This is a genomic window from Thainema salinarum CENA647 (assembly GCF_057732415.1).
Window position 1 is genome coordinate 5,944,237 of record NZ_JBYJZJ010000022.1, and the last position, 20,071, is coordinate 5,964,307.

Genomic DNA, 20,071 nt, shown 5'->3' on the forward strand with positions numbered 1-20,071 from the left:
GGCAAATTAAATGAAGCTACCTATAAATTTGTTCAAGATGCAAAATATGGTGCCAAATGCAACAGTTTATCTTTGTATTCTTGGACAAGATTAAGTTGCTGAGCGATGTAAACACTCAACTCAACCAGTCGTTTGATGGCAGTGGTTTGATCGCTGGATCTCACTAAACTCAATAACTGCAATTCGGTTACTCAACCAAATTGATGGTGCGCGTTGTGGCGCTATTTAGGACGTTCAATGCTCATCCTGCTGATCAGCTGGATTAAGGTACAAGTGATTGCGTCAAGCCAGCAACTACCAACAGGTTCTCACGGATTCAGCATCTGATGGCTTTGGTATATGCAGACTTAATCAAATATTTCTGTTACGTACTATACAAATGTGTTATGGTTTCAGCATAAATGGTCGCCTAGCCGTCACGCTAGACTCCCTCAGGTTGATGATCCGGCTTCAGTTACCTGCTTCAGTACAAGGAGATTCCCATGACCAGCTTTGATTCTGTCCCCAAAGTTCCCGCTACACAGCAAGAGCTCGATAATCTCATTCAGCGTTATCGGGCAGCCGATCCAAAGGATGGCAACCTCTATCGAATTTGGGAAGTAATTCGAACTGCGGCACTCCAGCAAAAAGGGAAAGAAATTCCCAATGATCATGTCAGCGGCGAATCCAGCTATTAGTGCAAATTTCCGTATGGAACTTTATTGAACTTTGCGATCGCAAAGTTACCCAATAAGTTGTTGTAAAAGTTGCGCATGGTGGGGCTTTCACAACAGCTTGTTGTTTGACATCAGTCTCCAAAAATATAAGAACATTTAAGAGGGAGGTGCGATCGCACCTCCCTCTTAAATGTTCTTATCTCGAATTTATCGCTATCAACGACCCATTTTGACAGCTTCTGGTAGTTGATACTGCAAGTGACCAGTCTTACAAACTTGGAGTTTTACCAGTTTCTTTCTGGCTGGGAATATCACCAACCTCGCTGTAGCCCATGTTGCCAGCAATGGTGCGCAGCATAGAGATTTGCTCTTGAAATTCCAGGTTTTCAATTCGCTTCAGCGCATCTTTAATCGCTGAGCTGGCTTTATAATCAGCCGGCATATCGACCACATTATTGCCCATTTCTTTGGCCCAAGCGTACCAAACCAAGAGCTGATTATTTTCAGTCAAGCCACCATAAGCACGAGAACATTCAGAGTCTTTTCCTTCTACAATTTCTCGCATGATTTGCAGTTGCTCATCATCAGACAGCTCCAGATAGTCACCGATCAGGGTGGGTACCAATTCTGGATTAGCGGCGGAGGGAGCAGCGGGCGTAATCGATTCACCCATATGCTCATATGCGTAGTAAAGCAGCGCTAGTTTCTCGTCTGTGCCTAACGATTCAAATGCATCTACGACTTTTTGAGTTCCTTCGGGTAAAAAAGTGTTTTTGTTAGCACTTGCAGTCATATAAGTTCCTATGTTTATCGTTCGTACCCTACAAATATCAGGAGCCGCAGATTGGATCTCCCTTCAGTGGGTAGAAATTAGGCAGGCATATGACTGTGTCAAAAGACAGGTTTTTGACTACGCTGCCACCCAGTTACGCGATGCCAGCAACGGCTAGGCAGGGTTCAACAGTTGCGAGTACCGAATTTGCCAAAGCCGCAAAATGATAGCCACCCTCCAATCCAAATACGATGCGGGACGTGAGCTGTAGGCAGTACTGCGTCAGGATTTTATAGTCGTCGGGTTCAAGGTCAATGCTCGCTAGTGGGTCGGCAGCATTTGCGTCGTAGCCAGCACTGACCAAGAGCAAATCCGGCTGAAAATTCTGCAAAAACGGCATGACCTTTTGCTCAAATGCCAGCGTGTAGTCGGTAATGGTGCTACCGGGTCGCATAGGAATATTCAGCACATTGTGGTGTTCACCCTGATCGGTGGCGCGCCCCGTGCCGGGATAGCAAGGAGACTGATGGGTAGAGCAGTAGACAATGCGGGAATCATGCTCCACGATGTCTTGCGTTCCGTTGCCGTGATGAACATCCCAATCCAGAATGGCCACGCGTTCAATGCCCGGTTGCTGGAGGGCATAGTAAGCTGCGATCGCAGCATTGGATAACAAGCAAAATCCCATGCCTGTGCGCTTGACGGCATGATGCCCAGGCGGACGCGCCAGGACAAAGGCTGGCCCATTGGTTGTCAAAGCGCTATCTACTCCATCAATCCAGGCACTGACCGCCAGTAGCGCCACCTCAAAACTGCGGGGTGACACACGCGTATCGGCATCGATCCGTCCTCCGCCACCATTCGCCAGTTGCCGCAGTGCTTCAACATAACTTGCATCATGTACGGCCAGTACCCACGGCATCACGTCCCGCTGCTGTACTGGAGTCGGTGTTTGCCATTTGAGCTGATTGGCCCAAGGCGCAGTCTTTAAGGATTTGACAATAGCCGTCAGGCGTTCTGGACATTCGGGGTGTCCGTAGCCTGGATCGTGCTGCAAAAATTCATCGGAGTAAAAAATAGGCAGCATGGCAAATTTGCTTTGGGATTCAGTCTATGCATTCAATATCACTCCTCTATTCTAGGGCGCAAATTCTTCTAGAAGAGCCATTTTGTCGCGTTGTATCGAAGCACGGCACATCCACGATCAAAACCTACCGAAATCAAGCTGGCAGACGAGCAGAATTCACCCGCAGACAAAAATATTGTGAATTGTCGGGATATGGCTCTTACGGAGAGTGCAAGACGATCGCTATAATGCTGGCGTGCAATAACCACTTGCCGTAGAGCATAGGCTGGAACGCTCTACCATCTTGATTTTTGCAGTTGCTACCATGTCATATATCATGCAGGCCAATTGCTATCCGTGTCTGGTGCTCAATTCCTTATCGCCGAAAGGCTGGAAAATTCAACTATCGCTGCTGACATTTGCGATCGCACTGGTCATGTCTGCTTGCACATCTGCCCAACCTGGTCAATCTGGCCAATCTGGGGCCGATCCGCAATCGCCGCCAAATTTGACCAAAGCAGACTCGCCAGCGCTGGCATCACCGAATCATGCCGTTCAGAAATATAGCGAAACGACCCGTGGCGTCAAAGTCGCCACGCTACATCCTGAGCCAATCTCAATTACGGGAGAGATCTCCTTTGAGCAGGCGGTGATGAAGGCCGCTAATGCGACGGAACTGGCCGATGTTGCCCAAACAGTAGATGATTGGGAACGGGTTGTGCAGCATTGGCAAACGGCCATTGCTTTAATACAGGCTATTCCCGCTACGGATGATAAATATGCGATCGCGCAACAGCGCCTGCCTGCTTATCAACAGCAGCTGCAAGTTGCCCAGCAGCAGGCTGCTCAACTGGCCGAACAACAAGCCACCCAGCACAAGCAACGCGCAAAGCAAGGTGAACACATTTTTCGAGAGGTGCGTGGAAACTACCAGTTGACCAATGTTTTGCAGGGCACCCCGACCCTCCAAATCATTGTTCTGGATGAGCAGTGGAAATCACTGTCCAAAACAGAACAAATCAATCTGGCTGAATACGCTAAATCGCTGGTTCAATCGGCCCGTTCAGCACCAGACGAGTATGTTGATGTTTCAGTCTCGAATCCCATTTACGATCGCTTTGTTTCGAAAGCGGCTGGACTATGCGATGACTGCTGGGCAATTGTAGTCAGCGAACAGCCCAGCATCAGCAGCTTTTCCGATCTGAAAACAGTTGTCCAAGGAGATGAACTGTGGGAGAAGGAAGACCCCTGCTGTCGGGGGAAGAAGGTTTCAGAGTTTGTCAGGTAGGGAGAGGCTGTAGAGGGTCATAGAGGAGTTAATCGGGCAGAGAGGAATTGGCAGTGGTTAGTAATTGATGGTTGATGATTGGAGGGATCTGATTTTGGCGGGGTTGATTGCATAAGCTGGCGAAAGTGAGAGATAAATCGGGATGTTCATTCGTTCTTGGTTTATTTCCAGCACAGTATTTATGAATAAGCCCTCATTCTTTGGATTTAGCCGAATTGCGATCGCAGTTTCCCTGTCAATGACGAGTCCACTTCTACCGTTGACTGCTAGCCGAAGTGCGATCGCGGTTGAAGTGCCAAACCCGCCGATCCAGTTAGCTCAAGCGAATACCATTTCCCTCTTACGCAATCTTCAGCATGGCAATAATGTGCTCGGTTTAGCCTTTAGTCCCAATGGTCAATATCTGGCGAGTGCAGCTAGCGATCGCAGTTTGCGGGTGTGGAATGTGGATGCGGTGCTGCAGGGAGATGAGCAGCGATTTGTGCGTCATGTAATTGATTTACCGAGTAGCGATCGCTATGGCACGTCGCTGGCCTTTAGCCCAGACAATCGCTATCTGGTCTCTGCAACGTTTAACGGCGATGTGCGGGTGTGGGATTTGAATGCTTGCGATCCGGAGCGGAATACCTGCGCGTCAGAGGTAATTTTGGATCGAGACTATCGAGGTGTTTCGCCGACGGTGCAGTTCAGTCCCAACGGTCAGTATCTGGCGGCCAGTAATTTTGACGGCAGCATCACGCTCTGGAACTGGGGAAGTCGTACCGTCTTGGCAACGCTGGAAGCGGAAACGGGACGGCACAATGGCGAGCGGCAAGACGGTCGCTTCTCGTCGCTGACCTTTAGTCCCGATGGCAAGTATCTGGTTGCGGGCAGTCACGACACAACCATCACCGTTTGGGATCTAGAAGATGATTTTGAGCGAGTGGAAGTCATCAAAACTCGCCTGGGTGTTGAGTCGGTTAAGTTCAGCCCCGATGGTGAAACGTTAGCGGCAGGGAATCTAGATGGAGTTGAACTGCGCTCGTTTAAGGAAGTGCGCGGTCGTCTACAAATTGGTGAACCTGTCGAAATGCAGGGGGCTGGACGGGTGAATTCTCTCGTCTATAGCCGCAGTGGTCAGCTCATCTTCAGTGGCGACAATAGCGGCAATGTGATGGTTTGGGATACGGAGGAGGAAGAATCCCTGGGGACTGCACCTGCCGACCAGCAGCATAATGCACCCGTTCTGGCAGTCGTGATGAATTCAAATGGCGATTTGGTAGCAACCAGCAGCTCCAACGGCGAAATCAAGCTCTGGCAACCCTAGTCATTTCATAGCAACGTAGGGGCGAATGGCCATTCGCCCCTACCAAATGTATAACGAGAATCAGGAAATAACCTACATTTCGCGAATGGAAACTTGGCCGTCTTTGACTTCGCCGATCAGGACGAGGTCGGTGACATCGACAAACAGGCCGTTTTCTAATACACCCGGAATATTGTTGATCCGCTGCTCCATTGCGGCTGGATCGGTGATAGCTTCAAACTTCACGTCCAGCACCATGTTGCCCTGGTCGGTGATCACAGGGCCATCTTTCTTGACGCCCATCCGCAGTTCAACCTTGCCGCCGAGGTTTTCTAAGGCGCGAGTTACAGGCGCGATCGCAATTGGCAATACTTCAACGGGTAGGGGAAATGCACCCAGCTTATCGACGATCTTAGAGCTGTCAACCACGACGATAAACTGCTTGGCCAGCGAGTCAACCACCTTCTCACGGGTATGAGCTGCGCCGCCGCCCTTAATCAAATTGCGCTGCGGATCGACCTCATCCGCCCCATCAATGGCAACATCAATGCCACTGACTTCATCCAGCGTTGTCAGCGGAATCCCGTGCTGCTTAGCCAATACAGATGCCTGAAACGAAGTCGGAATTCCCTTGATGTCCTTGAGTTCACCAGACTTCAACCGCTCACCCAAAAACTGAATTGCAAAAGCGGTGGTTGATCCCGTCCCTAGTCCTACGATTGAGCCGGAGGTGACGCGGGCGGCTGCCGCTTTGCCGACTTCTTGTTTCATCAACTTAACAGGATCCATTCCTTCGGTCATTCCAACACTCCTTCTGTTTATATGTCTATGTAAACCACGATGCTTGGTTCTAGAATGACGGAAAGTGGAACAGATGCCTAGTCTTTTGCTGAGAAATTCAGAGCCATTCCTCAGCCTTATGACATGCATTGAAAGCTAGAAGGGTAAGCATACTGCGACCTTGCGGTAGCATCATTATCTTTTTGGTTTTTGATAAGAAATTCTTTATGAACCGATAAGAAAAGCATACATATTGCTGCTGTCGCCCATGTAAGATTCCTTCTTGCGAGCGGCAATATAGTCCGCCAGATGCATGGCGTCGCGGGCAATCCCCGAAAAGCGACCCGACCCCCAGGTGTAAAGCCAGGGTAAGCCCAGAAAGTACAGTCCCCAGATCTCGGTAACGCCGCGATCGTGCCCCGGATAACCTTTGCCGTCAAAAACGGGCAGCTCAACCCAGCGAAAGTCCGACTCGTAGCCGATACTCCAAATGATGGTGCCAATATTGGCCTGCTCGTAATCGAGTTCCAAAACGGGTTTGGTCGGCTCCCAAGCAGGAACGTAAGGCGGTTCGGTCGGAGCTGGAATCTGGTGCTTATCAATAAACTGGTCGATGGTGCGCTTAATGCTTTCAGCTACGGCATCGGCCTGATCGAGGTTCTGCTTCAGGTCGTTCTGAAATTCAAGCTGAGTGCCTTGGATATCTTTCAGCCTGCCGTAAAGCTGCATCCCGTCTAGCGCTAGCTGCCGCAGGTCGATTTCACGCCCGCCATCCCGTCCGGTAACGTAGTGATTGGTTTTATGACGGGCCTGTTCTTTTTGGGGATGCTGATCAATCGTTAGGTCGTAGTAGCCCATCTGATCCAGCCAGGCAACTACGTCTTTGCCGCGATAGGTACGAGCCGAGCGGGGTGCGCCACCGACGCAGAGATGAACCGGCTTGCCCGCAAAGTGCAAATCTTCGGCAATTTGACAGCCGGATTGGCCAGTTCCCACAACGAGAACGGCTTTATCCGGCAGCGATTGAGGATTTCTGTACTCCGACGAGTGAATTTGGACAATGTGCTCCGGTAGCCGAGTTGCGATCGCAGGTATCTTGGGCTTGTGATAATAACCCGCCGCAATTACCACCTGATCAGCGGTATAGTCGCCAATTGTGGTCGAGACTTCGAACACGTCCTGAGCTTTGTTCTTACGCAGCTTCAGCACTTCCACCCCTTCTTCAACCGGAGCGGCAAACGCCGCTGCATAGTCCTTGATGTACTGCACGATGTCATGCTTGGGCATGAAGCCGTGCGGATCGGGGCCAGGATACGAATATCCAGGTAACTGACACTGCCAGTTGGGCGTGACCAGACAAAAGGAATCCCAGCGCTTGGCTTTCCAGGAGTAGCCAATCTCTTTCTTCTCAAAGACGATGTGGTCAATCCCTTTTTGTTTCAGGCAGTAGCTCATGGATAGGCCCGACTGCCCACCACCCACAATGATGACCGAGTAATGTTGCTGCATGAATCGTACCAGCCGTGTGAGGTCTTATTGCCACACTACGAACGATTCACTGAGGGCGTTTGTATCTCTAACTACGAAAGCCTTGAGAACCCGCCAAGTTTAGCAGTAAGCACAGGTGCGATCGCAGTTCTCTCCAATCGCTGAACCACGAATATGCAGAACATCTATTTGCACCTAACAATTGATCCAGGTAACACCAATCCCCTCGGGTGGGCATCGTTCACCCTTATCTACCGAAGTACTAGTGCTTTGTCCAGTGTGTTTTGAGGGGTAGAAGAATTTTGAAAATATTGCGGCGCAATATTTTCAAAATTCTTCTACCCCTCATTTCTACTTTGACAGACTACTAGGATGCGATCGCAGTTGATTGCAGAATCAGATGCCGACCGGAATCAATCAACAGCCAGTTTTCATCCCGCAGTTGACCCAGCAACCGAGTGACCGTAACGCGGGTTGTTCCAATGGCATTAGCAAGCTGCTGATGCGTTAGACGAGTATTGATGCGAATACCTTGGGCGACGGGTTGTCCCATTTCCTGGGCCAGGAGCAGCAGCAGATGACGCAGTCGATCTTCGACTCGGCGCTGGCCTGCCATTGCCAGTACTGCCTCCGTTTGCTGGAGGCGACGGCTTAACTGGCGAAAGAGTCCCTGAGCCAACAGTGGCGACTGCTCAATTTCCATCTGATTGAGCCGCATCAGATCGACATCGGTGAGTGCGATCGCACTATAGGGGCGCAGTCGAGTGAAAGCAGTACCAAAAGGCATTGCAGGGCAGGCTAGACCCAAAATCGCTTCATCACCAGTGGGGTATAGCGTACTGAGCTGAACCACCCCTCGGCAGACAATCCAAATATCTTGAGGACGCATGGGGATAGTCTGGCCGGTGCTGAAGGGATGCAACTCCCTGCCTTGATAGACGTTTTCTAGAACTTGTCGCCATTCAGCAGAGGGAGGTTGTGTGGGAAGCTGAGCCTGAAGCATGGGAGTTTCATGTATACTACCGCACAGTAAATGTAGAAGACGAAGCTCAAATCCCGGTAATTAGCAGGTTGTCCTTAGGTTAAGATTTTTTTCATATTTGTGGGTGCCAAATAAAAATAATTAGGTCGCCGCAATGCGGCAACCTAATTATTTTTAGGGCTTTACTTTTGTAGGCAGCGAATCGCTTCTAGCATGCCGCGTGCCTTATTTAGCGTCTCCTGATACTCTTTCTCCGGTTCAGAGTCGGCTACTAAACCCGCTCCAGCCTGGACACTGACCGTATGACTACCGTTTCCGCTGCCCCGCACCACCATCGTCCGAATTGCGATCGCAGTATTGAGCTGACCTTCAAAGTCGTAGTAGCCGTAGGCCCCTGAGTAAACGCCTCGGCGGCAGGGTTCTAGCTCGTGAATAATCTGCATGGCGCGGATTTTAGGTGCGCCGCTAACGGTACCCGCTGGGAAGCAGGCTTTCAGCAGTTCCCAAGCAGTTTTGCCAGGAGCCAGCGTGCCAACCACGTTGCTGACAATGTGCATCACGTGGGAGTAGCGCTCAATCACCATCAGCTCATCAACTGAAACCGATCCGTTGTCGCAGACGCGCCCCAGATCATTGCGACCGAGATCGACCAGCATAACGTGTTCGGCGATTTCCTTCGGATCTTGCAGCAGGTCGTTGGCCAATGCCATATCTTCGGGAACGGTATGACCCCGAGGTCGAGTCCCTGCAATTGGACGTAAAGTTGCGATCGCGCGATTATCTTGGGCTTCATCCCGCTCGGCTTTGACCATCACTTCGGGGCTGGAGCCAATGATTTGCCAGTCGCCAAAGTGAAAATAGGCCATATAGGGCGAAGGATTGATCAGCCGCAGCGAGCGGTACAGCGCAAACGGATCGCCCTCGTATGCCGTCGTTAATCGCTGGGAAATCACCACCTGGAAAATATCGCCAGCGTGGATGTAATCTTTTGCTTTTAGAACATTGGCGCAGAACTGTTCGCGAGTGGTATTGCTGGTGTAGGACAGCTCCGCTCGCTCTCTGCCATTGGGCGGCGTCCACTGCAAGACGGCATCGCGACCGGAGAAGGGGATTTGCAGCTTGTCGATCAGATTTTGCACCTGGCCGCAGGCTTTATCGTAAGCCGTTTGCAGATCCACCGTCTCGTCCCGCAGATCGGCATAGGCAACTGCCCAAATCTTACGCTTCACTTGGTCAAAAATCAGCAGGTGATCCACCTGCATCCACAGCCCATCCGGTAAATCCGCCTCTGTGGTTGGATAGACGGGCACCGTCGGCTCCATCCAGCGAATTAGCTCATAGCCCCAGAAGCCAAACAGACCGCCAATTCCCGGCGGCAGTTCCGGCAGTTTGACGGGAGTATAGGGAGCTAGACATTCACTTAGCGCAATAAAGGGATCGCCTTCAAACACCTGCTGCTGGCCATCGCGGTGGGTTTGCACGGTGCGATCGCAGCGCGTTTCCAGCGTCCACAGCGGGTCACAACCCAGCAAACTGTAGCGACCAATATTTTCGCCCCCTTCCACCGACTCCAGCAAAAAGCTGTAGGGCTGTCCGGCGCAGACCTTGTACCACGCTGAAACGGGCGTATCGAGATCTGCTACCCACTCTTGGTAAACCGGAATAAAGTTACCGCGCTGGGCCAAGGCTTTGAATTCAGAAAAACCAGGGGAAACCATGAGTGAAAACAGCGATAGGTATTAGGGTCAGGTGCAGAGTAGTGATACTATCTCACATCTTGCCGCAAAAGCTGAGACTTCTGACATGTGAGACTTCTGACATGAATATAGGACTTACGCACTTCTTGGTTCAAAATGAAAGACAGCCATCAACAGAATGCACAGAATGCATCGATGGCTGTCTCTATGGCTAGTCAGTTCAACTACAGTAGGGCCAGAATATGGTGCTTCCAACAACCTACTGTTGATCAACAGACGAAGGATTAGAACAAAGGGCGAAGGGCACAAATTTATGCGATCGCAGATTTACACCTCGAAGGGTGCCTTACCGCTGAACTTGATCGTAGCAGGCTCAGGATTGCTGCCAATGTTGCGATCCTTCTTACCAGCGTAAGAACGGCCCTCTTTGGCATTTTCAGGAAATTCACCATCCGCAGGGTGGATGTACTGCGTTTCGCCATTCGGATAGATGCGATAGATTTTGTAATCCTGCATCTTGGGTTTGAAGTTGGTGCGCAGCTTCTTGCCAAGTGCAAGACAATGCTCTTTACGAGGTAGATACAGCAGGTTCTCTCCCTCATGCATGATGGCTGCGCCTCCGGTTGGCAGTTCGAAAACTTGCTCTTTGGGGCTGGTCCAGGTAATGGCGTATTTTTCTTCAGTCTCTGCTTTAGAAAGTAATCCGCCGGTGTTACCACCGTAGGATGGGGTTTGTCCAGTCAAGGTTTCTGTCATAGGTCTTTACTCTCAACCGTTTTTAGGGGATCGTATCACCGGGTTTTGATGCTACTACCGACTTCGTGAGGATCTGTTACAGTTCTACAAACTTAATTGTTGCAGGACTTAACGTTTTAATCTGTTCTCGAATGGTAAGGCCATCTCATACCGCATTGGTGCACTACGACCAGTTCTAGTTTTGCGTGAAATGCACACGAGACAAGCTTTTTGAACAAAAATTATTCTGAGATTTTACAACTTGCTGCCATCCGGCTTGGCATTTTGCGAAAATGGAACCTGGATTAACCAGCTCACATCGCATCGTTCTGCCTGCAGCCGTCTACTGCATAGTTCCTGCTGTACAGGTATTGCAGCCGTCTATTGCCCCAGTTATTGCCCCCAGTTATTGCGTAAGTTTGGTGACTGAAACTCGTCCCGATCCGACTCCAGTTCGCACTCCTCTGTTAACCAACACGGTTACCCAAAAAGTTTCGAAACCGTGGTGGTCACGCTTTTCTTTTGGGCAGGTGACAGTGGCCATGATTGGCGGCTGGACATTGCTGGCAACCTATGCCACCGGGTTCAACATTGGCTTGGCTCAACTGTTGGAACGGCAGGTGCACACTCTTTTCTTCAATGTGCGGGGAGTCGTTGAACCACCCAGCGATATCGTCATTCTGGCGATTGATGAAGAATCCCTGGGGCAGGGACAGTTTTATGCGGCTGATCCAGAGGGGCAGGCGGACTTAGCACCGATTGCCGCTTGGCCGTGGCAGCGCACCGCCTATGCACGTGTGATTGAGCGGTTGATGGAGGCGGAGGCATCTGCGATCGCACTTGACATCATTCTGGATACGCCCAGTACCTATGGTGATGCTGACGATGCCCAACTGACGCAGACGCTAGAACGCTACGGCGATCGCGTGGTGTTAGCAGCAGACTTAGTGGGGGATGATAATTTATTAAGCCAGTTTGGTGAAGTAGAGAGTTCGTCTCCTACGTCTGGCGTCAAGACTCAGGTGGGGCTGGTTTCACCACAAGAACCGTGGCGATCTCTGGCTCATAATGGTCTGCTCGACACACCAGTGGAAGTTGATGGACGGATTCACCAACTGGGCCAGATTGCGATCGCACGGTTCGCGCTGCGCAATCCAGCCTCCTACGAAGCACTGCAGGACGCGACTACGATTCCAGACACGTTTGCGGCAGCAACGCTCGCAGCCGCCCAGCGAGAGCATGAACCGCCGACGGGAACCAGTATCTTCTTTTACGGAGGGCGTAACACGTTTACCTACGTCCCCTTCTGGATGGCACTGGATCCAAAAGCGTGGCAGGGCGAAAGCCAGTTGCGGGAAATCTTTGCCGACAAAATTGTGCTGGTGGGCGCGACGGCTCCCAGCCTACAGGATATTCACGATACGCCCTTCGGCCCCATGCCGGGGGTGGAAGTGCAGGCCAATGCGATCGCAACTTTGATGGACAATCGCTCGATTGGGGCTGCCCTACCCGCAGTTTGGCTAGAGGGACTGCTGGTACTCGTAACCCTGTCTGGGTTTGGCTATGGGATTGTGCGATCGCGCCAGCCGCTGTATCAGTTTGGCTGGACGTTTGGAGCCTGTGTGCTGTGGTATGCCGTGGGCTACGGCGCATTTGTTCTAGGTTCGCTGACGCTGCCCGTGGCGGTTCCTTCAACTGCGATCGCACTCATTGGCATCTCCCACATCACGATCAGCGCCATTCGCGAGCAGATTCGCAAGCAGCAGTTGCGCCAAACCCTGAAGCAGTACGCCGCTCTGCCCATCGTGCAGGAAATTATCAGTCAGCAGGACGATCTGCGGGACTTGCTGCTGGAGCGGGAAGCTGCCATCTTCGGCAAAATCCTGGGCGGACGGTATCGCGTTGTCAAGGTATTGGGAACCGGAGGCTTCAGCGAAACCTATATTGCCGAAGATACTCAGCGCCCCAGCAATCCCCCCTGCGTGGTCAAACGGCTGCGGCTGATGAGCGACCAGCCCAACATGCTGAAGCTGATGCGACGGCTATTTATCGTGGAAGCCGAGAGCCTGGAACGACTGGGACAGCACAGCCAGATTCCTCAGCTCTTGGCTTACTTTGAGGAAGACCAGGAATTTTACTTGGTGCAGGAACTGATCGTTGGTCGGTCACTGCATGGGGAGTTGGCGATTCGAGGCGTTTTGCCGCCGGAAAGCGCCGTGCAGATTCTGGTCGATCTCTTGCCTGTTTTGGAATTTGTCCATAATCAAAACGTGATTCACCGCGATATCAAACCCGTCAATATCATTCGCCGGGGGGCTGATGCCAAATTAGTGCTGATTGACTTCGGTATCGCCAAGCGGATTTCTCATCAGGTAGCCGAATCTGACCCCACTACCAAATTCACCATCGGTCTGGGAACCAAAGGCTATATGCCCAGCGAACAGGCTGCTGGCATGCCCCAGTTCAACAGTGATCTGTATGCGCTAGGCATGACGGTGATTGAGGCGCTGACTGGACTGCGCCCCAGCCAACTGCCGCTGGACAATATGGGCAATTCTCGCTGGGAAGACCAGGTGCCTACTATTAGTCCTGAATTCAAAGCGCTGCTGAATAAGATGGTGCACTACAATTTTGCCCAGCGCTATCAGACCGTGCGCGACGTGATGGCCGCTTTAGAAACGCTACCTGAACTGTTGCAGTCAGCTATGCCAGCCACTCTCCTTGCTGATAGTGGCGTAATGAACATCCAGGACATCATAGAGAACTCCGATCAGGATCTAGAGGAGGCCAGTTCTGAAACTCAGATTTGGGACGAAGAATAAAGCGGGTTTGCTGGGCAATATTGAAATAATTCTAGAAACCTACTTAGAATCATGGCGGGCGAGAAAATTTAGCGTCTGATCCCCAATCCGGCTGTGAAGAATCAGAGTAATTGTTTGTGAGCGGGTGCGTTCAGCGCACTATTCATTAACAGCTCATCAACAGCCAAAACTGATTTCGTCGGCGGATTGCAGATGACTCGCCATTGCCGTAAGCTTTGCGGCAGTGGCTATAGTGCGACATATCTTGGGCTAGGGCGTGGCGTTAACCGATAACAACGATTCACCAACAGCAGCACAATCCACCATTTCGCGGCGAGAACTGCGAGAACTGGTGCGATCGCAACTGCAAGCGCTGCTGGAACAGCAAAATCTCCAGGGAGCCAAAGCGCTCTTGGGGCCAGTTCAGCCTGCCGATATTGCCGAGGCCATTGAGGGACTCCCCGAAGCCATGCAGGCCATCGCCTTTCGGCTACTGCCCAAAACCGAAGCAATTGAAGTTTACGAACATCTCGAATCCAGCGTCCAGCAAACTCTGGTTGAAGAATTTAAGCGCCAGGACGTGATCGACATCGTCGATAAGATGTCGCCGGATGACCGAGCGCGCCTGTTTGATGAGCTACCTGCTAAGGTGGTGCGGCGGCTGCTCCAGCACCTCAGCCCGGAAGAACGCCGCGCCACCAACCTGCTGCTCGGGTATGAACCCGACACGGCAGGGCGGATCATGACGCCGGAGTATGTCTCCCTGAAGGAGAACTGGACGGTCGGCCAAGCGCTGGACTATATCCGCACCAAAGCGGGCGTCAGTGAGACCATTTACTACCTCTACGTCACAGATGCGGCCCGACAGCTGACGGGCATCTTGTCCCTGCGCGCCCTCGTCACCGCCCAACCGGAACAGTTCATCGGCCAGATCATGACCCGCGAAGTGGTATCGCTGCGTACTGATGCTGACCAGGAAGAAGCAGCCCGCATGATTCAGCGCTACGACTTTCTGGCCGTGCCCGTGGTGGATACGGAGCAGCGGCTAGTGGGGATCATCACCGTTGATGACGTGATTGACATCCTGGAAGAGGAAACCACGGAAGATATCTATACCCTGGGCGGCGTCCAATCCGGCGGCGATAACTACTTTCAAACCAACTTGCTGACCGTGGCTCGCAAGCGGGTGGTGTGGCTGTGTGTCCTGCTGCTGACCAACACCGTCACGACCGCTGTGATTCGCAGCCAGCAGAGCATCATTGAGCAGGTAGCCGTGCTGGCCGCTTTCATTCCCCTGCTGATTGGCACAGGCGGCAACGTGGGCGCACAGTCGTCTACCGTCGTGATTCGCGGCTTGAATACCGATGAAATTCAAACCGATAAAGCCGGACGCACAATTATGCGAGAAGCGATCGCAGGTGCGTTTCTGGGACTCATGCTCAGCGTGATCGTCACCATCTGGGCGTATTTCCTCCAGGGCAACTTAGCCGTGGCGCTGACGGTCGGCATTAGCTTAATCGGCATTTCGGTACTCGCCTCCACCGCTGGTTCAGCACTACCCTTTCTTTTCCAGACGCTGAAGCTCGATCCGGCACTGATGTCTGCTCCCTTTATCACCACAGCTGTGGACGTGCTGGGCGTGTTGATCTACCTCAGCTTGGCCCGACTGATTTTGCGAATTAGTGCCTAATATGAAATCCGGTTTTCAACCGGATTTCATATAAATTTCGAATCTGCACCAAAAGAAAGGCTCTGCGATCGCAGAGCCTTTCTCCGTTATTTGGCTGTTCAGTTACTTCGACAATTTATACAACCTGTTCAACTTCCGCAATTTCTGGAATGAACTCACGCAGACGGCGCTCGATGCCCATGCGGAGAGTCATCGTTGAGCTAGGGCAAGAACCGCAAGCTCCCTGTAGCCGTAGGCGAACAATTGGCCCATCCAGTTCAACGAGTTCGACGTTGCCACCATCAGCCATGAGATAGGGACGAAGCTCGTCCAAAACCTTCTCAACGTTCTCCTCTGTCAATGCCATTGTTGTAGTCATGGTTGATTCCCTTGTTGTATAGCGCTAGTTCTCATTCTAAAAGACAGACTCAACAGTTGCGGTGGGAATTCATTACGGATATCTATAGAGGTTGTAGAAGCGTAGAGGTTGCGATCGCGAGGTGGGTGGATGGGTAGATGAGTAGATGGGTGGATGGGTAGATGAGTAGATGGGTAGGCGCTATGGTTATGCTATGCGACTAGGGAGTGACAGAGTTGGTCTTCTAGGGCTTGTTCTTGAACGTAGATTGACTCGATCGCTTGCTGAATGATGGGTTCGACCTGCTGAGTCGTTTCATACTGCTGAATCCATTGCTGGGCTTCGTTACCCTGGCGCAGTAAGCGCTTGAGCGGCAGCAGGAAGCAGCTAATGCCGTTGGCCTTGGCGGTATCCCACACTTCGTCATAGAGCGACTGTATCCACTCTTTGGCGATCACTGAACGGCCATCCTGCCAGTGACGTAATTCAGCATCCAAGCTGTTTTTGGCAGCGGCCATTTCATTATCATCAGTCAGTGTGATCATCTCATCATGGGAAAGTTGGCTAACCACCAGCGGATCAAGATTGGGATTTTGCAGCAGTTGTAGAATCCGGGCTTCTAGTAGAGCAGTTACGGCCAGTAAGATCACCGGATCGCTTACCAAGTCACAGATTCGTAACTCTAACCGATTGAGCTGATAGGGTCTGCGATCGCCATTGGGGCGCACCGATGTCCAGAGGTGACGCACGTTTTGCATGCCGCCAGATGTCAGTTGCTCCTCGACCCACTGAATATGATGGGCGTGGCTTTCAAACAGCGGCACATAGGCTGGCGTTTTGGGGAAAACGGCCCAGCGGGTGGAGTGATTACCCGTGAATTGCCTATCTAAAAACGGCGATGAGGCAGTCAGCGCTAAGAACAGTGGCGCTTCAAGCCGCACCAGCCGACAGGCACGAATTAAATCCTCATGGTTGGCAATGCCAATATTGATGTGAATACTGGCGGTGACCACCTTTGTGCCGTAGGTTTGCTCAATATAGGCGTGGTAGGGATTATTGGGGTCAGAGCGATAGAAGTGCTGGCTGTCGCCCAGAGAGAGGGTGCTACCTGGAATGAGGGTATAGTCGCCGAGCTGTTTCAAGTAGGTTCTTAGCTTCTGACGGGGTCGCACCAGTTCACACAGCAACCGCTCATAGCGGCAGGAGGGTGCAGTGGTGTACTCCACGTTGCGGCTGTCAGGTTCTCGGACAAAACCGTTGAGATTGGCCACAATTTTGTCGGACAGGCCGACAATTTGCCCTTGGGGGGTGCCAGTGTACATCTCAACTTCGAAACCTTTGGATAACAGCACAGCTTTGCCTCAATAAATGGAAATGGAAATGGGGGTTGGGCGGCGTTGATGGCGAAAATAAGCGAATTCGCAAATCACGCCAGTTGTATTTTCTTATGAAAATGCTAGCAATTCTTGTATTTCATCGAACGAGATGCTTGAGCGGTATCTTATCTTTTCTAATCCTTTTCCACCGGATAGGTATCTTATCTTTCATCTCCTGTCCCTGATCAGAACAATCAGATCAGAATCAACATCCCAACTGGAAGGAGCGATCGCAGCCATGTTGAGAACGGCAAAATGGCTAATTGCAAGCTATCACCACCTGATTGAAGCAGGAATTTTGAGCAAGCGGCAGGTGGAGTTAATAAAAGGGGAGAGCGTCGAGATACTGGGTCAAATGTATGCTTATTGCACTGGTCTTGCGGGCAATAAATCGCGGTAGCATTCCACAAAATTAGGTTCTTCTAACTTAGAGGACATTTGAGCCATATCGCCTTGATAGTTCTGATTAATCTGCTGTGCTTTGGTCTGAAGGTGGGGTGGCACATACTTCAAATCAACTGGCAAGCCATGATGGAGCAAGAACTCAGCCAGTTGCTCATGATGGATATAGATGCCTTCATCATGCAAACGCTTCAAAATGTCGGTAAATGTGGGCCAGTCGCGAGACTGGTGCGGTGAAGTCATAGATTTAAGTGCAGACCTGCTGCAATCGGTGATAGTTTCTATTTAATCTCTTTTAGCATTGAAAAATATCTATCGAGAACCTAGCATTTCTGCGCAAATGAGTAGAAATGCTTAAGCAAAATGACCAATTTGTCTCAGTATGTTTGAACTTGACGTAGAGACTGAATCGTTGCGATCGCGCTTTCTGCTACGGTATCAATCTCTTCTGGCGTTGTAAAACGACCGATGCCCAATCGAATGGACGCATAGGCTAGCTCTTTGGATCGTCCTAATGCTGTCAGCACATGGGACGGTTCCATTGAGGCAGAACTACAGGCGGAACCGGATGAGACGGCTACGATGGGCTGCAGTCCCAGCAGTAATGCCTGTCCGTCTACGCCAGCGACGCTGACGTTGAGATTTCCCGGTAGCCGCTGAGTTGGATGCCCATTCAGGTAGATCCCTTCGAGTTGACTCAGGGATTGCCGCAGCCGATCGCGGAGCTGCTGCTGGCGCTGTCCCTCGGTTGCCATTTCGGCCAGCGCGAGTTCCACCGCTTTAGCAAAACCGACAATCTGCGGCGTGTAGAGCGTTCCCGATCGCAGTCCCCGTTCTTGACCACCCCCGTGCAGCTGAGGGGCCAGCTGCACTCTAGGACGGCGACGCCGGACGTAGAGCGCACCGATCCCTTTCGGCCCATAGATCTTGTGCGCCGTGAGCGACATCAGATCAATCTGCATCGCTTCCACGTCGAGCGGAATTTTGCCCAAGGCTTGAGCGGCATCGGTATGGAAAAGAATATTGCGATCGCGGCAAATTTGACCAATTTCGGCCAGCGGCTGCAAAACACCAATCTCATTATTGGCCGCCATCACAGAGACGAGAATCGTATCGTCCCGCAGCGCTTTCTCAAGCGTATCGAGATTGAGTAAACCGTCCGGTTGCACGTCCAGGTAAGTCACCTCAAAGCCTAGTGACTCTAGATAGCGACAGGGATCGAGTACGGCACTATGCTCGGTTTTGACCGTGACGATATGCCGCCCCTGCGAGAAATAGGCTTCCGCGACGCCTTTAATTGCCAAGTTATCAGCTTCAGTCGCGCCGCTAGTGAAGATAATTTCTTCAGGTTCCGCATTGATAGCAGATGCGATCGCAGCACGCGCTTGTTTCACGGCGGCTTCCGCTTCCCAGCCATACTGATGCACCAGGCTGGAGGGATTGCCAAAATGCTCTGTGAAATAAGGCAGCATTGTTTCTAGAACAACGGGATCGACGGGCGTTGTCGCGTTGTAATCAAGATAAATGGGTCGATGCGCCATTTAGAATTCGCCCCTATACCTTGCCCCTACACCTTTATGTTATCGGCATACTAATTTTGTTGACGTAGAGGCGAGCGCCGTTCACCCTTAACCCATTGCTTACATGCGGCGAATATTCATACAGCACCATTCGCCACGTCGCCAGAGCGTGGCCACCGTCCAGCCATTCTGCTCCAGCACATTGGCCACATCGGAAGCTTGCTCCAGCAAAATACCGCTGAGAATGCCCCAGGTAGACGGTTTTGAAATTTCGACCAGTTGAGGAATCAGCTTGACGATCACCTCGGCCAGGATATTGCAGACAATGCCATCGGCAGGAGACGGCATGTTTTGAATCAGTTGATCAATGCTGCCGGGATAAATGGTGATTTGCTCGTCCGTCATCTGGTTGAGTTCGCGGTTTTCTCCCGCCGCTTTCACCGCCAGGGGATCAACATCTACGGCATAGGCTCGCTTCGCCCCCAGCAAAACTGCCCCAATGGACAAAATGCCAGAACCACAGCCAATATCTGCAATAACGATATTATCCGGATCAGTATCCTTATCTGGCTCAGCACCCATGCCAAAATCAGTCAGCGTCTGGATGCTCTCCAATCGCATCTCTAGCGATTCTAGACAAAGCTGAGTTGTCTCGTGGGTGCCTGTGCCAAACGCGACTCCCGGATCGAGCTTCAGAATTAGCCGATCCGTTTTGTCGGGCAGGGGAATCCAAGCGGGATTAACTAAAATGCGATCGCCAATTTCTTGAGCGTGCCAGTGGGTTTTCCAACTGCTGGACCAGTCTTCTTCGTCAATCAAATTCCACTGCATGGCGGGCACGGGCAGCTCGGCACAGAGAGCATCTTGGCGTAATTTCAGCGCTAAGGCGGCTAAGTCCAAAAGCTGCGCCTGTATCTGGGGCAAAAAGGCCCGCACAAGCTGAGTGTGCGCCCCTTTCTTCTCGCTAGCTGCCCCGTGACAGCCAAACTCATCCAGCCGCCAAAAGACTAACTCTTCCGCCGACTCATGGCATAAAACTTGAATTTCCCACCAGCTATTTGCCAACGCTCACGTCCTATACGGCTCACCCTTGTCGTCCGAAGTCCAGTTAAAACCCGATGATTTATTTTTATGAAAGCTTGGCTAGGCCAAGCTTTCATAAAAATAAATCGGGTTCTTATACACGGACTGGATAT

Annotated in this window: 17 protein-coding genes; 5 read left to right on the forward strand and 12 right to left on the reverse strand. The window is 51.5% G+C overall.

Going from position 1 to position 20,071, the window contains the following annotated elements:
- Window positions 1-482 precede the first annotated feature (482 nt).
- Complete coding sequence (locus AC286M_RS32940) at window positions 483-677, forward strand: hypothetical protein (protein ID WP_488208423.1); 195 nt, start codon at window positions 483-485, stop codon at window positions 675-677.
- Between the two features lie 247 nt (window positions 678-924).
- Here the strand turns inward: AC286M_RS32940 and AC286M_RS32945 are convergent, their stop codons facing one another.
- Both AC286M_RS32945 and AC286M_RS32950 read right to left on the reverse strand, forming a co-directional pair.
- On the reverse strand, window positions 925-1,449 hold the full coding sequence (locus AC286M_RS32945) for an orange carotenoid protein N-terminal domain-containing protein (protein ID WP_488208424.1): 525 nt from the start codon (window positions 1,447-1,449) through the stop codon (window positions 925-927).
- 133 nt (window positions 1,450-1,582) lie between these two features.
- The gene (locus AC286M_RS32950; protein WP_488208425.1) at window positions 1,583-2,515 is read right to left on the reverse strand and encodes a histone deacetylase family protein; all 933 of its coding nucleotides are present in this window, start codon (window positions 2,513-2,515) and stop codon (window positions 1,583-1,585) included.
- A 304-nt stretch (window positions 2,516-2,819) separates the two neighbouring features.
- On the opposite strand from AC286M_RS32950, the gene AC286M_RS32955 reads away from it, so the two are divergent.
- Both AC286M_RS32955 and AC286M_RS32960 read left to right on the forward strand, forming a co-directional pair.
- The gene (locus tag AC286M_RS32955; RefSeq protein ID WP_488208426.1) at window positions 2,820-3,782 is read left to right on the forward strand and encodes a hypothetical protein; all 963 of its coding nucleotides are present in this window, start codon (window positions 2,820-2,822) and stop codon (window positions 3,780-3,782) included.
- A 181-nt stretch (window positions 3,783-3,963) separates the two neighbouring features.
- On the forward strand, window positions 3,964-5,088 hold the full coding sequence (locus tag AC286M_RS32960) for a WD40 repeat domain-containing protein (protein ID WP_488208427.1): 1,125 nt from the start codon (window positions 3,964-3,966) through the stop codon (window positions 5,086-5,088).
- 72 nt (window positions 5,089-5,160) lie between these two features.
- Here AC286M_RS32960 and rpiA read toward each other — a convergent pair whose 3' ends face one another.
- The 5 genes from rpiA to AC286M_RS32985 all read right to left on the reverse strand — a co-directional run bounded on the left by rpiA (window position 5,161) and on the right by AC286M_RS32985 (window position 10,770).
- Window positions 5,161-5,856: a ribose-5-phosphate isomerase RpiA gene (gene rpiA, locus AC286M_RS32965; RefSeq protein ID WP_488208428.1), complete on the reverse strand. Its 696-nt coding sequence runs from the start codon at window positions 5,854-5,856 to the stop codon at window positions 5,161-5,163.
- 216 nt (window positions 5,857-6,072) lie between these two features.
- Window positions 6,073-7,356 (reverse strand): MSMEG_0569 family flavin-dependent oxidoreductase, encoded by a 1,284-nt coding sequence (locus tag AC286M_RS32970; RefSeq protein WP_488208429.1) that lies wholly within the window; start codon window positions 7,354-7,356, stop codon window positions 6,073-6,075.
- Between the two features lie 346 nt (window positions 7,357-7,702).
- Window positions 7,703-8,338 carry a Crp/Fnr family transcriptional regulator gene (locus AC286M_RS32975; protein WP_488208430.1) on the reverse strand — a complete coding sequence of 212 codons (636 nt, stop codon included), beginning with the start codon at window positions 8,336-8,338 and terminating at the stop codon, window positions 7,703-7,705.
- 161 nt (window positions 8,339-8,499) lie between these two features.
- Window positions 8,500-10,035: an anthranilate synthase component I gene (gene trpE, locus AC286M_RS32980; protein WP_488208431.1), complete on the reverse strand. Its 1,536-nt coding sequence runs from the start codon at window positions 10,033-10,035 to the stop codon at window positions 8,500-8,502.
- Window positions 10,036-10,341: 306 nt separating this feature from the next.
- The gene (locus tag AC286M_RS32985) at window positions 10,342-10,770 is read right to left on the reverse strand and encodes a photosystem I reaction center subunit II PsaD (protein ID WP_488208432.1); all 429 of its coding nucleotides are present in this window, start codon (window positions 10,768-10,770) and stop codon (window positions 10,342-10,344) included.
- 401 nt (window positions 10,771-11,171) lie between these two features.
- On the opposite strand from AC286M_RS32985, the gene AC286M_RS32990 reads away from it, so the two are divergent.
- Both AC286M_RS32990 and mgtE read left to right on the forward strand, forming a co-directional pair.
- The gene (locus tag AC286M_RS32990) at window positions 11,172-13,571 is read left to right on the forward strand and encodes a CHASE2 domain-containing protein (protein ID WP_488208433.1); all 2,400 of its coding nucleotides are present in this window, start codon (window positions 11,172-11,174) and stop codon (window positions 13,569-13,571) included.
- Between the two features lie 256 nt (window positions 13,572-13,827).
- Entirely contained in the window at window positions 13,828-15,240 is a 1,413-nt protein-coding gene (mgtE, locus tag AC286M_RS32995) for a magnesium transporter (RefSeq protein ID WP_488208434.1), read from the forward strand.
- Between the two features lie 115 nt (window positions 15,241-15,355).
- Here mgtE and AC286M_RS33000 read toward each other — a convergent pair whose 3' ends face one another.
- The 5 genes from AC286M_RS33000 to AC286M_RS33020 form a co-directional block, all read right to left on the reverse strand.
- A complete protein-coding gene (locus tag AC286M_RS33000; protein WP_488208435.1) occupies window positions 15,356-15,598 on the reverse strand; it encodes a NifU family protein in 243 nt (80 codons plus the stop codon).
- Between the two features lie 191 nt (window positions 15,599-15,789).
- A complete protein-coding gene (gene gshA, locus AC286M_RS33005) occupies window positions 15,790-16,929 on the reverse strand; it encodes a glutamate--cysteine ligase (protein WP_488208436.1) in 1,140 nt (379 codons plus the stop codon).
- Between the two features lie 387 nt (window positions 16,930-17,316).
- A complete protein-coding gene (locus AC286M_RS33010) occupies window positions 17,317-17,598 on the reverse strand; it encodes a hypothetical protein (protein WP_488208437.1) in 282 nt (93 codons plus the stop codon).
- A 134-nt stretch (window positions 17,599-17,732) separates the two neighbouring features.
- Window positions 17,733-18,896 (reverse strand): IscS subfamily cysteine desulfurase, encoded by a 1,164-nt coding sequence (locus AC286M_RS33015; RefSeq protein ID WP_488208438.1) that lies wholly within the window; start codon window positions 18,894-18,896, stop codon window positions 17,733-17,735.
- 99 nt (window positions 18,897-18,995) lie between these two features.
- On the reverse strand, window positions 18,996-19,940 hold the full coding sequence (locus AC286M_RS33020; protein WP_488208439.1) for a ribosomal protein L11 methyltransferase: 945 nt from the start codon (window positions 19,938-19,940) through the stop codon (window positions 18,996-18,998).
- Window positions 19,941-20,071: the final 131 nt, after the last annotated feature.